The sequence below is a fragment of the Bradyrhizobium nivariense genome, from assembly GCF_029846695.2.
In the GTDB taxonomy this organism is placed as follows: Bacteria; Pseudomonadota; Alphaproteobacteria; order Rhizobiales; family Xanthobacteraceae; genus Bradyrhizobium.
Window position 1 is genome coordinate 1 of record NZ_JARWCR020000056.1, and the last position, 13355, is coordinate 13355.

Consider the following 13355-nt stretch of genomic DNA (forward strand, 5'->3'; position numbering starts at 1 on the left):
CAACCGTCGTCTTTGGCCCTGCCTCCTACCGTGGGCACCTTCGAAGTCCAGCGTCCGGGCGCTCAGCCGGAAGCGGCTCCGCTTGATCGAGTCCCTTGACAGCAAACATGAGAGCAGGCTGCTGAAATATCTACGCTAAAGATAGACTGCTAATCCACCTTGGCGAAACGGTTCGATGCGCGGGAGCGACTGTTCATGGAGCAGCTGTTCACGATGAAGCGGTTGGAGGATTTCGTTCCAGCCCATCATCCACTGCACCTGATGTTCGGCTGTCAAGATCCGGCGCCGATCTTTGAAGATGTCTTCGGCAAAGCGCTCGCACGGCCTTGCAGATCCAAATGCCGCGAACGGATCCCACATCTCAAGAAGGACAGATCATCATTCGCCTTGGCGCTTCAATCTTGACCAATCTAGCTAGTCGCTGTTTGCCAGTAACTGGATAGTCATTGAGTTGAGCAAGGGATCGGGGTTGATATAGTGCAGCAATGTACAAGTCGGCCGCGTAAGAGGTTCGCGCCATTCGACGGTACGTCCAATTTCAGGAAGGAAAACGTGTGCTTCGGTGAGCAGTGCCGCGGAGCGTGATAGTAACGCAGCCGGTTGCATGACGGTGTCTTTCGAGAATGAGTCTGTTGCAGGGTGGACGGGAAGTTATTGGGAAGGTCAAGAGGATGAACATAGCGCTTACGCATGGGCAAGTTCGTCCTACCAAAACAGTGCGAAGACCTCGTCTGGCGTGTGACTCAATTCTCCTCAGTGATGAGGAGATCGCAGACTGACACATCGCCGCTGTTGCAGCGCGCCCGGAGCGGCTCTCCCAGACCACTGTGGAACGTCAGCCAATGATCGGAGCTGCTGCCGAGAACAGATTCTGGTTGATGTTGCATGCCGAATACCTGCAAATGACGTTTCAACTATCTCGACTTGACGGCCGCTGTTCAACGCATCCAGCACGATCGGGCCGGTGGCGCGGACAAGGCCTAACAATCAAAAGACCTTCAGCTCAAAGCAGACAGCTCAACGGCCAAACCTGCAAAGGATCAAATTTTGGACGCCGGTCCCCGGCTCACGCCCAGATCGGCTCCATGGCCGATTCCCGTGTTTGTGAGCTCGTTCCGGTGATATTCGCCGACAGAAATATCGCGGCGGCGTAGACAGTATAGCTGTTAACCCCCTGGTTCCACATCAGTTTCATCCTCGGAGAGAAGTTCCCGTACAAGGTCGCGCCTCTTCCAGAAATACGCGTGCCACGAGCGCCGGGCCATAGCGATTAGGGGTCCTGCGATGCTGGCTGAAATTCCTGCCGTAGATACTGGCGAGGGCCGCGACAACTCGCCGCCCAATACCGGCGTCACAAACGTTTAGGTCCGTGCGATCAAAATCAGATCAGTACGGCACAACATACCGAGAGCGGTAGAAGGGCTTGCGGCCGCAGCTCGTGCTTAGAACGGATAATTCATTCCTGCGCGCAATGTCTTCAGACGATCTGTGTCGATGCATCTGTTCAACGCAAGTCCGGTTTCTTATTTGATGCTGATCGAGATCAAGAAGTCCATGCGACAACAACTGTAAGGTTGATGAGTTGCAAGCTGGCGTCTGGTCGGTCCTGACGGTTTGCTGTGTGGCGACAAGGAACACTCGATTGTAAGGCAGTCTTCGATGCGATCTAGGAGGTCTTTTTTGGGGGCCACAACAATTTCGCTCCTCCCAAGCAGTGCAGTCCATTCGGCAGGAGACAGTCTTGTCTTTCCTGGCTGGTGGGACGCGGGTTCTCTTCGTCGCATTCTTCAACCCTTTTCAGGGCGCGCGCGGTCAATCCGGCTGCGCAGGCCAGGCCGTCCTCGATGCCGCCAGGGTATCTGCTGGAATCATCGTTCTCTCCGCCTTTGTTGTTGTCCTCGATGCCATCGTCGACCGCGCCGAAAACCGGCTCGTGGTCTGGCGGCCCTCGCCTGCCCACGAACCCTGGTAACGCTCTCCCAACAGCCACGGAGGTTCGCATGCACGTTTTGGCACGAATGATGCTGGTCATGGCGCTAACCGCTTGCTGGGTCATTTCGGCGCAAGCCGCCGAGCCCGAGACGGCCAAATTGAGGATCGCCGTGGGGTCACAGATCCTCAACTGTATGCCTCTCGAGCTTGGCGTAAAGCTTGGGTCGTCTCGGGGCGATGGCCTTGACGTTACCGTCGAGAGCTTCCAAGCCGTTGGCTCAAAGACTCTGCAGGCGCTGGTCGGCAGCTCGATGGACGGGACGATCGGCTTCTACGATCACGCCATTCAGATGCAGGCGCAGGGCCGGCGCTCGGAAAACCTCTGGAGCTCGCTACCTCCGACAAAATTTGGACCCAAGTCGTTGCTGCGCGTGCCTGACCTATGTGGGCAGGACAATGGTTGATGACATCGACAAGGCTCTTGACTGGGAGGGCAACCGGCTTGACTGCGCATCATGCGAGCATCTTGCACTGAGCGGAATCGGCGGATGCCGGCTCAAGCACGCCTGCGTCAACGACCGTTGTCCCCGCGGTATCGAGAGGTTCTTCGAGTGCAATCCGGATCTCGCCGACGGCCATCTCAGCCATCCGCATTTTGAGGTAAGGGCAATCGCGGCGAAGTTTGCGAGTGTCTTTCTGCTGCAGTCGCTGATCGATGATCCCAATGAAAAGGTGCAATGGAATGCGATGCTTCGCCTGCCTAGACGCTGCGTGTTGCAACTACGGAAGCATCCGAATCCCGAGCTGAGGAAGCGGGTGGCGAGCCTCCTCGAGGGTGAAGAATTGCTGCCCATGGCCTCAGACGAATATTACTATGTTCGCCTTGTCGTCGCGAGCCGGATCGAGCCTATGCTGCTCCTCCGAATGGTGGACGACGAGGAAGCCGAGGTCCGCCGTGTTGTGGCGCAGCGCATTCCTAACGAATGGTTGCTCCGCATGATCGACGATCGTGAGGCGTCGGTAAGACTGGAGATAGCCCGACGACTACCTATGCAGCTTGTGTCGCTGCTGCTGCATGATCCTGACTGGCGCATCCGCCTCGAGGTCGCAAGCCGTGCGCCAGCGGCTCAGATCTATAGCCTCGTCAATGACCCGTATAGTCTCGTGCGCGAAGTCGCGAGCTCGCGGATTGCAGGAGACCGCCGCTGAGCTCGATACCGCGCCGGCTGACGCCGACGGCCGATTAACCTGCCGCGATATGCCTATTGCCTCGTGCCGAGGATCTTGCCCGGATCGCCGCGGCGTTTTCGGAAGATGTAGAGATCGCCAACGTGCGGATCGCGGTTCAGAATCTCCTGAACTGTAAGAGCCAGGCTTCGTCTGGCGGGACGCATGTCGGTGTGGCCAGCGGCGATCCAAGCCGTGACGCCGCTCGGAATCCGGATCATCGTCGCCGCAGCAGCTCGAGAACTCACTGCAGCGCCTCAACGTCCCCGTCACGGTCAAGTCGAACGCGACAGCCGCCGCCGAAGCTCGATCTCCATGACTCCAGCCCTTGCACGCTGCGCAGGTGGGGAACAGGACGATTGTGGCGCGTCGCTTGAGATCGGACGTGATCTCGACGGGAACGAGAGCTGGCATGGAATCGCCGCCCAGCCGACCCTGGCGCGCTTGTCGACTTCAAGTGAACAGCAGGCTGTGAGCCAGCCCGTGCCGGCGCGCGCGACGCCGCAGACCTTGCGACTTCGACAAGGTGAACCTTCTCATCGTAACTCGCTCGCCATCGTCGTCAACGCTCGGCGCCCAACCCAATGACCTGTTAAATATCGCGCTCCATGCGCAACCGCTCGTGCAAACGAGCAATCTCCGCCGCGCGGTCCGTCAAGGGCAGCGTCGCCTGCGTCGTGGGGCGCCGCGCCGCCGCGGTCCGGCCCACGTCGTTCTCACCCAGCGCTATAACACGGAGTCGCGCAGGCCAAGTTCCCTCCACGATGCGATCGAGTGGCCGCCCGATGCGACCAGATGGATGGCGTGCCGGTTGTAGTCGTCCGGAAACGAGCGGAGTTGACGTGCTTCCATCTGACACCTCGTGGCTCCGAGCCCACTACAGCTGTGCAACAATTCGAGGAGGTTCACTAGGTCAAGGCTCTAAGAGCGTGACTGTATCAAGGACAGGCTCAGCGCAGGTACTGTTTCGCAGCCTGGCAGCCGGTTGCCCGTCCTCAGGGTAAAGAATCGCGTGTACCCTTTGGGCGCAGGAAACAGCAGCTTCGGGGCCCCTGAATTCGTCGGTTCTTTTCTATCTTCCTGTATCTCCGCAACTAGGTAGTCGTCGTGTCAGGGCCGTATTCAAGTGGACAATCACGCCATCGTGCACCCATTGCGATGGATGACCTGACTGAGCTGCTGCCCCTGGTGGCGGCTGGTATCGACACCCAGTCTTTTGCCTGCCGGTTCATGGAGCGCCCGAGGTGAACTCAGAACTGGATGAAAGTTGGGACAAGTCAGCGATAGCGTATGGACAGCTGCTCCTGGTTGAGTTGGTTCTCCAAGCGGGCATCGAACGGACGATCCTTGATCTGTATCTCTCGATCAGTTTCGAAATCGCCGGCTGGGACCATGTTGTTTGCTATGCGGTATCCGCAAGTGCGAAAGGGGACACGACGCCCGACTCGAAGGCGAGATGGTAGCTTTTGCGGGTATCGAGCCGCAAATTCGCCTCCTCGATCTTGTCTTCTTGAAGGAAGCCTACGCCGCGTACGCGGCCCCAATAGAGGTCGTGAGACGGAAGGACATATCCGCCAGGCTCCGTGATCGTTCCGAGACGCGCAAGAAACTGGACCGGTTAGTCGCGACCGACGGTAGCCGATCGACTTCGCAGCTTGCTCAACAACCGTCGCAACAGCGGCAATCTAACCTAATCTGATCACGCTTTAGTGTGGGCGCTCCAGGAGCCTCATACTGTGCGGCTATGAGTCGCCACTGGCCGCGCCAGATGAGCATCGAATGCGGACGCTACGGTCCGGACGAGAAACTCGGCGCCTTTCCTGACGAACAGTCGCTCGCCGCCGTCCATCGTCACTGCGCCGTCTGCAATGAGGCGATCGAGCCGCGAGCGATCGACAACGGCCGACTTCGGATCACGGCCATGCGATCGAGCGATCTTCGACAGGTCGAGGGCCATGTCACACATCAGTCGCTCGATCAGATCGGCTCGGAAGCGATCGTCACCCGTGAAGGCATACCCCTTGAGGGTGGCGGGCCGGTCCTCGGCGATGCGCGCCAGGTAATCACGGGTTACCACGACATTCTGTGCAAATCCTTGCGGCATCCTGCCGATCGCGCTTGCCCCTAGCCCGATGATCGTTTCGGGGGTGTCGTCGGTGTAACCCTGGAAGTTCCGACGCAGCCGCCCTTCGCGCTTCGCCGCGGCAAGATTGTCGCGGGGTAGGGCGAAGTGGTCGAAACCAATGCGCACGTAGCCCGCGTCGACCAGGGCTTCTGCAATCAATTCCGACTGAAGATGGCGCTCGACTGTTTGGGGGAGGGCGTGTTCGTCGATCTTGCGCTGATGCCTCTTGAAGGAGGGCATATGCACGTAACCGAACACCCACAAGCGATCCGGCCGGAGTTCGATGCATTTGGCGACCGTGTCTAGGCACGATTGCATGGTCTGAAGCGGCAGACCGCAGATAAGATTGAAGTTGAGCCGGCCCACGCCGGCTCGCCGCAGGCGCTCAACGCACGTGGCGGTCTGCTCGAATGTCTGCACGCGGTTGATTGCGCGCTGCACAACAGGATCGAAGCTCTGTACCCCCAGGCTCGCGCGATTGACTCCGCTGTAGCCCAAACCCGCCGCGATCGGCTCGGTCAGGGTACGCGGATCGATCTCCACGGCGATTTCGGCATCGGGCAACACGAAATACGAGAAGCGGAGCGCGCCGATGAGATCGGCGAAGGTTTCGGGCGTCATGATCGTCGGCGTGCCGCCGCCGAAATTTATGTGCGAGATAGGAAGGCGGTGGCCGATAGTTTCCGCGATTAGGTGCGCCTCCGCTCGCAGACCGGATGTATAGACTGCGATGGGGTTGTCTTTCTTGGTGACCGAGGTGTGCCAACCGCAGTACCAGCACATAGACCGGCAGAACGGAACGTGCACATAGATCGAGGCCGGCTGGCGGGGCGGCAGGGATCCGAGCCACATCCGGTAATCAGGTTCGCCGATCGCTGGCGAAAAGTGCGGCGCGGTCGGATAGCTTGTGTAGCGGGGAAGCCTCTCGTGACCGTACGATTGCGCCAGATCCGATCTCATCTGTTTCTCCTTCAACTGCCGGATGGTCTAACGACTTCGCTGAGGAGGCACGTTGCGCTGGCGCAATCCTTTGCTCGTTTTGGGCCTCAACTCCGCCCGCAGCAGTTGGCGCCACCTTTTGGCAGCTCTGATCCTCTTGGCCGGAAACGCGGCCCGTGGCTTTGATTGGGACAAAAAAGGCCGGCCGAAATGCGTTCGGCGGGCCAAGTCGCGGAGGAGAAACGTCGGCCGGGTGAAAGCGATCAGACGCCGAGATTGTGCAGGCGCTGGCGCTTGCGATCCTGGTTATCCTGGCGCTCGGCATGTCCGTGGTGGAGACCATTCATCATGCCGCACGCTTCTTTCGAGGCGGGGATCATGCTGCTTACCTTGCTGCGGGTCGGCCGCGTCTTGGAGCAGAACAGGCGGAGGCGCGCGGTCGCGGCAATCTCGCCGTGCTGAAAGCGGAGACAGTAGCCAAATTCGTCGGGCCCGTTGAGATCTCGCAGGTGCCGGCGGCGATCCATCCCGGCGACATCGTGCTCTTGCGGCCGCCCGGCGAGCGCTGCTCCGTCGACGGCACCGTGATCGACGGGCGCTCTGAGATCGACCAGAGCCTGATCACCGGCGCGGCTCTACGCGCCAGTGGTGCATGCGACCGTGCTCCTCGTGCAGGCAGTGGCCTCGGCACGATATTCATGTCCAGAGTGCTGCTCAATTCGGGCGACGTGATCGAGCGCCTCACCGAAGTCGATCATCTCATCTTGAACAAGATCGGCACGCTCACGCTGCCGGATCTCGACGTGACGAATGCAGCCGATATTCCCGCTGGCGTATTTGCGCTCGCCGGACGCCTGGCGCTATCGAGCCATCATCCGGTGGCCGCCGCAGTAGTGCCGGCCGCCGGCCTCAAACCGCCGATTATCGGTATGGTTGAGGAAGCCGGGCAGGGCGTGCGCGTCATCGTCGACGGCGCTGATCTCGGCCTCTGTACGAGACAATGGGTGCCGAAAGGGCAGTAAGGGAACCGCACAGTGACAGCCTCTCTTGATGGCGAAATTCGCGACGGCCGCCATCATATGCAGGTTCGGGTCTATTTCGATGATCCGACTCCGGGCAGATTGTTTATCACGCAAATGTCTTGCGCTTCATGGAACGCGGCAGAACGAACTACTTGCGCCTGCTCGGAACGAATCAGCGAGCGCTACTTAAAGAAACCAAGAATGATGCGCCCGGCTTTGCCTTCGTTGTGAGCTCCATGACAATCGAGTTTGTACCACCGGCGGTCTTGGACCTTCTTGACTCGTCACAGTTCCGCAAGAGGTGAGGGGCGCGTCGATTGCCTTGCTGCAGGAATGCAGGCGCGGCGACGATCTCCTTCGTCGCGGCGCGGGTACGCGTGGCGTTCGACTCAGCCGGAAAGGCGCAGCGCATTCCGAAGTCGCTGCAGCTCGCTATGGAAAGGCTTTGATGAATCTGCTGCCTCGTTTACGCTTTTCCTTCCAGCGCCCCAATGTAATCAGGTCATTGGCTTCTGTTGCGACATCGTCAAACCAGTGCTCCCTGCGGCACGCTACAAACGTACAACCCCCCGACCCGGAGCCCTCGTAAGGCAGCCATCGCTATCAGATAAGCGTCAGGGCCCTTGGCTCAGGGAATGCAAATTTCGGAACAGCTACGTTCACTAGGAAGGTTCCCGAGTAGTTCCAGCCCAAGATAGTGCAGCAATCCTTTTGGGGTGCGGATCATCCAGTCCGACGAGCCCGCCAGCTCTAAAGCTTGCTGACCACCGCGCGCAAACGGTGTGGTCGAGCCGATCCACGCGATGCCGCTGGTTCTAACGGCTGCCGAGGAACGCGACGTGTGGATGCGCCGTGGAATGAAGCCAAAGCTTGCTCGCCCAAATGGCAGCACACGGCCCCAATCCCGTTTCGTCAAGCCAGAACGTCGGGAAAAGACTTTCCGAAGAAGGGCAACTTGTTTCCAAAAACAGGAACGGACTGCGGATGAGAGCCGAACCGGAGTGGTCGAGCTGATCCATCCCGAGACGATCAAGTGATCCTTTGCGTATGCGAGGAATGGGGGCGACTGGATGCGCGGACTTGCGGCGATGCGAAGGTGCTGGCGTCCGCTCGCGGAGCGACAAGGAAGACGGTCCAACCGATCATAGGGGTCAGTGAGCAACTGCAAAACGATTGCCACTTCTCGCCGAGAGCACGAGCGGCAATCTAAACTCATTTCGCACAGCCTGATTTCAGCACCTTAGGAGATTGCCATGCCGAAGAACGACACAGCCGTGTTCGACGCAATGCGTCGTGATCCGATCGGAGAGACGGAATGAGGCCGGCCGACTGGCACGCGCGAGGCGATAAGACGCAACGGTCCTAGATCTCGATGCTAGCTCGCTCGCTTACTGTCCCCAGGAGTGGATCAATGCCGGCGGGTATGTTGTGCCCCGTCAACGGCGAAATCGTCACCCTCTCGCTTAAAGCCAGGAATGCCCGGGTCGTCCCCGAAACAGCCGCTCGGGCGACAACGCCCCAGCCACCGGGTCTATGTCGGCCGTGTGATCGGGGCCGCCTGGTCCAAGCGCTCCAACGAGGGTCGCGATTATCTGGGTCTCAAGCTCGACGATCCGAGCTGCACCGCTCCGATTTTCGCCAACCTCTTCGTCGACGAGGAAGGTGATGGCTTCAGCCTGATCGGGTCCCGCCCCGCCGTCGCAACGGCGACTGACCCGCGGGCGCGATGCATCGCATGGTGTCGCCGCAATTTCAGCAGACGGGGATCTCGCATTTTAGGAAGGGAGTTGACGGCAGAGGGCGATTTTGTGCTCCTCATCCGGGCAATCCTGAACGCCGGCGTATTGGAGGACGGTCTGATCAGACCGGTGGAAGAACCGCTCAGGGTGGGCCGCTCTCGCCCGTCCTCGGTAATTTCGTGCTCGACGATCTCGACAAGGAGTTGACACGTCGAGGCCATCGGTTCTCCCTGCTATGCAGGCAACTGCAACATCTATGTTCGCAGTCATCGCAGCGACAATGGCAGAACCGGCACAAGCGATTCATGGAGCTTCGCCGCCTCGGCATCGCGAAGTTCCCGCATCGATTGCCGCCGGTTCGCCGGCGGGGCTCTGGCGAATGTCCGGGCACCGGCGGTCCAGCACGCCCTGCGCAACCACTTCTTTGACGCTCGCGGTCTCTCCGAATATTGGTTTCTCGGCCAGCTTAATTCAGTCGAACCGCCGCGGTACGGACCCGTGTATGCCAGGTAGTGTGGGAAGGGTCGCGTCGCGAGACGTCCCGCTATCCCGATCAATTAAAGCGCAATTACGGGCTAACCCGTCGGGGCTCTGGCGGCAGCGTCGCACCACGACTATACGAACTTCGTAGGACGGACGCACTGATTCCCCAAGGGGCATTAGTTACGAGATACCGAGGGCGCCTCGTCGTGCTTGAAGTGTCGCTTTCGGATCTTGTAACTCACCAACCAGATCACGCCGACCGCGATCGGCACGAAGACTGCGGTTAGGAGCGAGGGCTTTACTCGCAGTCCGATATCGTGCGCGCCCTCGGCAAGATAGTTAAACAGACTGACCACGTAATATCCAATCGCCCCGACCGACAATCCTTCGACCGTGCATTGCAGCCGAAGTTGCTGCCTCGTGCGTTCGTTTATAGCCTGCAACAGGTCATGATTCTGTTGTTCGATCTCGACGTCGACACGGGTTCGCAACAGATCGGCGGCACGCGCTAGCTTCACCGACAGAGCTGCCTGGCGATCCTCCACGGTCGCGCAGGTTCGCATCGCCGGCGCCATGCGGCGGGCCAGAAACGACGACCAGCTCGGATAGCCCGACACATCAGTACCTTCAATGATGGATAGTCGCGATTGGACCAGCTCGTTATAGGCCCTGCTGGCGCCGAAGCGAAACAGGCTACCGGTCGCGCCTCTTTCGAAGGAGGCGGCCAACGCGGTCAGCTCGGCAAGCAGATGGTTGTTGAATTGCAGCCCCTCACCGCTTTGCATTTTTTCGAGAGCTTCAACAAGACGGCGGTCGATGCGATCAACAGACGGTGCAAGCTCGAGGGCCGCCGACAGGCCAAGCAGCGCCAACGGACGGTAGGTCTCGATTTCCAGGAGCCGTTGCACCAGCGCTCCGAGATCGTGCGACGTCAATCCGAGGTCGCAGACGAGGATTTTCGTGAAGCCTTTTTCGTCCACGTGGAAGTCTGAGGCGGCAACGCCTGCACCGCTCTTTGTGGCAACCATGGCCAGGCTATTCTTGTCAAAAATCTGTTCGGCGCGCTTGGTCGGCGAGGCGCCTTGCTCCACTTCTAACCTGATCGCGACCAGCAATTGACCCGTCTGCCGCAACGCGCGGATCAGCGATCGGACGGTATCATCAACCTTCTCGAATGGGTGAGCGGCAGGACCATTTCCGTTAGTCCAGATCCAGGTGAATGTTGTAAATTCCGAATGCTGCTCCCAACGTAGCATAGCGGGCCCGATGACAATCTGATGATGTTTCGCCAATTGCTCAGGCGGCGGAAGATTGCGCTCCAGGCAGAAATCGATAAATCGGCAGCGATCGCTTGCGGCCGCCTCGCCTTGCGCAAGAACAGCGAAGTGGATCACGCTGAATGGCGAAACAAGCTGCGTGAAAGGGCGCGCGTGCACTTCGCCGAGCACGGCGGCGCGTTGCGGATGCGGCTTGAAGGTTCGCAGATCAAGTTCATCGATCATCTATTCACGCCTCGCTTCAGATTGAGCAAGCAACCGTCAGCCTTGACGCGAGAGGCATTGGCGGTGCTGGAAAACGGTGCGCGCGGCAAGGCGCCGATCAAGTCATGTCGACGATCGATGCCGAGGCCGCCTTCAGATTCGGGAAGAGGTCTTGCGGGAGCAGGATCAGGCCGAGCAGATTGAGGCGGAACAGCCTCGTCCAGGCTTCGACTAACGCCGTCAGCGACGTCTGTCGGGTACGGTCCGGTGTCTATGGCGAAATGCCGGCATTGTGTATCAATGCGTGTAGCTGTGCGCCAGCAAGCCGTTCCGCGACCTCGGCAGTTGCGTGCGGCACCGTCCGACGACTGCCTAGATCGACGTGGACATGGTTGTCTGTCTCCGAATCCGACGGACATCGCCCGCCACCAAAGGGTTGCCCCGTGCAAATAAGGATGCGCCGGCGCTCTTCTGCAAACAGCTTTTCGATGACATGACCGATGCCGCGCGAGGGGGCGGCAAGCGGTGGCGTCTTCCGTTGTCCCAGCGGGGTGCAAACAGGCGACCTCCGGTGCGGCAACCGCATTGTCGATTGACAGATCGAGGCCCAAACACGACTCCCATCCTGTTGCCGCCGCTAAACTTTCTGGCGCGGAGAGCCGTTGCAGGATTTGGGCCAGCACTGTAGAAGGAGCGCGCTCGCGTCTTTCTTTGCGCAACCTGGCTTTCCGAGAGAGTCGGAGGCGCGTTTCAGACATGAAGCGCGCTTGTATTCTGACAGAATGCGCACGTGGCGCAGGCCACAGGAAATTGCCTGTTTCGGCAAGATGATCGCCTGCCCGGCCGCTGCCATTGTCTGAGCGGCCACGCTGTGGCCGGATTTGTCGATGCAGAGCCGGGAGAGTGACCGCGCCCGGACCCGCGGAGGAAGGTTTGCCGATGGGCTGATAACGTCACATCGAGTGAGGATGACTGGATCACGGACCCGGAGCGCTCGCCGTCCTCTCTTTGACGCACACTTCCATCGAAGTCGCCGTTCGGTGCACTCGATCCGAACAGAGCTGACATCAACGAAACCGCGGCGATAGCGCCGAGAAGCCGGCCCAACGCATTCAGTGGTGATTGGCTCTTTGTGCTGACAGGCGCAGATTTCCGCTAGCGATCACTGTCTCGGCCACACGCTCCGCTCACGAGAGTCCCCGGCCGTAGCTGTGATCCGCCGTTATTTGGTCGATCACTCACCAGGATCGACACGTATCTGGCCGTTCATGAAAAGCGATTGCGGGCTTTCATGACCGGGCTGGGGGACGATGTCACGGCGGACTGCCGTTTTGAGCTCGTGCCGCCACCAAATTGTCCGACCAAGGGACCGGCGTTGCGCGATCGGCTGCGCGCGGCGTCACAGGCCGGCGTGCAAATCCTGATTATCGGCCGCTTCATAAGATGAGCACGCTGGTGCAGACTGCTGCCATCGATACAACATTCCTGCGCGTCGTGTTCAGCATTCCGCGGCGAGGGTCCTCTCTTCATTTCGCCTCGATCGCTCCGGGCGACTCGTGTTTGGCAGTGTTGGTGCGCTTGTGGGGATGGGGCAATCTATAATGCCCTCATTCGCCAGAAGATCGCGGGTATCAAAAAATCGCGAGGATGTTGCGGTCAAGGGTGACGACGATTTTTCCCGCGTAGAGGTCGGAAAACGAGACGACTTGTGTCTCCGTAAAATCAGAGCCTCCCTCGACGTTCGGAAGCACGGATCTTGGCAACGATGCTTTCCGCGCGGTTCACCTCCTCATTCACCTTAAGCGCCCGGAATTGCCTTGCCATGGCGACAGCCATTCTTTTCATGCCCGATCGCGGCCAGCGATTCCGGCCGGCCGGCGACGGGCGCAGGTCGATATCGACCGACAAAACGCGGCAGATCGCGCACGAATAGATTGATCGCAGTCCCGCCTTTGGGAGCAAAATCGTTTAACGCCGCACCGAATGGCAAGGTCTCGATCAGCAGCGCAACCAGAGCTGGTCCCGGCTGCCTGAACAGATTCTCCGGGTTGATAAGTGGAGCTTCTGCCGGGTTAGGCCGCCAAGCGGAATGACTGCTGGTTGAAGATCTCAACCGATCGAGTGGCGCGCCCCGCTAGCGTGCTCGCCAGCAACGCCATCGCCACAAGCATGGACGTGCCGAATTTAGGGTGATGAATCTGGCCGGTTGCCTTTAGGGACCCTACAAGGATTAGCAGGCGGCTAGCTCTTCAAGCTTACGTATCTTAGCGACTTCGTCGCAAAATGCGGGGACATGCCAGACGAACGAGATCGCAGTTGCCGACCTTACCGACGTGAAATCGGCGGGGGATTCAACTACTGCGGCCCCGCCGTTCGATTCCAGCTTGCGAATGGCTTGGAAAGAGGG

At 59.5% G+C, this 13355-nt stretch carries 8 protein-coding genes and 3 pseudogenes; 7 read left to right on the forward strand and 4 right to left on the reverse strand.

Translation table 11 applies throughout. The features are described 5' to 3' along the window. The first annotated feature begins 195 nt into the window (after window positions 1-195). The 4 genes from QCM77_RS33030 (at window position 196) to QCM77_RS33045 (ending at window position 3141) form a co-directional block, all read left to right on the forward strand. Entirely contained in the window at window positions 196-405 is a 210-nt protein-coding gene (locus QCM77_RS33030; RefSeq protein ID WP_279686273.1) for a hypothetical protein, read from the forward strand. Between the two features lie 1336 nt (window positions 406-1741). After that, window positions 1742-1972 carry a hypothetical protein gene (locus QCM77_RS33035; RefSeq protein ID WP_279686274.1) on the forward strand — a complete coding sequence of 77 codons (231 nt, stop codon included), beginning with the start codon at window positions 1742-1744 and terminating at the stop codon, window positions 1970-1972. 28 nt (window positions 1973-2000) lie between these two features. Next, on the forward strand, window positions 2001-2396 hold the full coding sequence (locus QCM77_RS33040) for a type 2 periplasmic-binding domain-containing protein (RefSeq protein ID WP_279686275.1): 396 nt from the start codon (window positions 2001-2003) through the stop codon (window positions 2394-2396). After that, window positions 2389-3141 (forward strand): 4Fe4S-binding leucine-rich repeat protein, encoded by a 753-nt coding sequence (locus QCM77_RS33045; protein ID WP_279686276.1) that lies wholly within the window; start codon window positions 2389-2391, stop codon window positions 3139-3141. The genes QCM77_RS33040 and QCM77_RS33045 overlap by 8 nt, the downstream gene beginning before the upstream one ends. Window positions 3142-3194: 53 nt before the next feature. On the opposite strand, the gene tnpB is transcribed toward QCM77_RS33045, so the two are convergent. Further along, the gene (tnpB, locus tag QCM77_RS33050; RefSeq protein WP_279686277.1) at window positions 3195-3380 is read right to left on the reverse strand and encodes an IS66 family insertion sequence element accessory protein TnpB; all 186 of its coding nucleotides are present in this window, start codon (window positions 3378-3380) and stop codon (window positions 3195-3197) included. 1508 nt (window positions 3381-4888) lie between these two features. Next, window positions 4889-6244 carry an oxygen-independent coproporphyrinogen III oxidase gene (gene hemN, locus QCM77_RS33055; protein ID WP_279686278.1) on the reverse strand — a complete coding sequence of 452 codons (1356 nt, stop codon included), beginning with the start codon at window positions 6242-6244 and terminating at the stop codon, window positions 4889-4891. A 272-nt stretch (window positions 6245-6516) separates the two neighbouring features. Between hemN and QCM77_RS33060 the strand changes: the two are divergent. From QCM77_RS33060 to QCM77_RS33070, 3 genes and pseudogenes are all read left to right on the forward strand, one after another. Further along, window positions 6517-7212, forward strand: a pseudogene (locus QCM77_RS33060) (P-type ATPase actuator domain-containing protein); the annotation flags it as partial. A gap of 45 nt (window positions 7213-7257) precedes the next feature. Then, window positions 7258-7694 (forward strand): annotated as a pseudogene (locus QCM77_RS33065) (hotdog domain-containing protein). Window positions 7695-8720: 1026 nt separating this feature from the next. Continuing rightward, a complete protein-coding gene (locus QCM77_RS33070; RefSeq protein WP_462804361.1) occupies window positions 8721-9191 on the forward strand; it encodes a DUF736 domain-containing protein in 471 nt (156 codons plus the stop codon). Window positions 9192-9643: 452 nt separating this feature from the next. Here the strand turns inward: QCM77_RS33070 and QCM77_RS33075 are convergent, their stop codons facing one another. Next, window positions 9644-10969, reverse strand: a complete 1326-nt coding sequence (locus tag QCM77_RS33075; protein ID WP_279686279.1) for a DUF3422 family protein — start codon at window positions 10967-10969, stop codon at window positions 9644-9646. Window positions 10970-12548: 1579 nt separating this feature from the next. Continuing rightward, window positions 12549-12962, reverse strand: a pseudogene (locus QCM77_RS33080) (nucleotidyl transferase AbiEii/AbiGii toxin family protein); the annotation flags it as partial. Window positions 12963-13355: the final 393 nt, after the last annotated feature.

Excerpts from the sequence above, each read along its gene's own strand:
- QCM77_RS33075 (WP_279686279.1), bottom strand. The coding sequence starts at position 10,969 with ATGATCGATGAACTTGATCTGCGAACCTTCAAGCCGCATCCGCAACGC.
- QCM77_RS33030 (WP_279686273.1), top strand. The coding sequence starts at position 196 with ATGGAGCAGCTGTTCACGATGAAGCGGTTGGAGGATTTCGTTCCAGCC.
- QCM77_RS33040 (WP_279686275.1), top strand. The coding sequence starts at position 2,001 with ATGCACGTTTTGGCACGAATGATGCTGGTCATGGCGCTAACCGCTTGC.
- QCM77_RS33070 (WP_462804361.1), top strand. The coding sequence starts at position 8,721 with ATGCCCGGGTCGTCCCCGAAACAGCCGCTCGGGCGACAACGCCCCAGC.
- QCM77_RS33045 (WP_279686276.1), top strand. The coding sequence starts at position 2,389 with ATGGTTGATGACATCGACAAGGCTCTTGACTGGGAGGGCAACCGGCTT.
- hemN (WP_279686278.1), bottom strand. The coding sequence starts at position 6,244 with ATGAGATCGGATCTGGCGCAATCGTACGGTCACGAGAGGCTTCCCCGC.
- tnpB (WP_279686277.1), bottom strand. The coding sequence starts at position 3,380 with ATGATCCGGATTCCGAGCGGCGTCACGGCTTGGATCGCCGCTGGCCAC.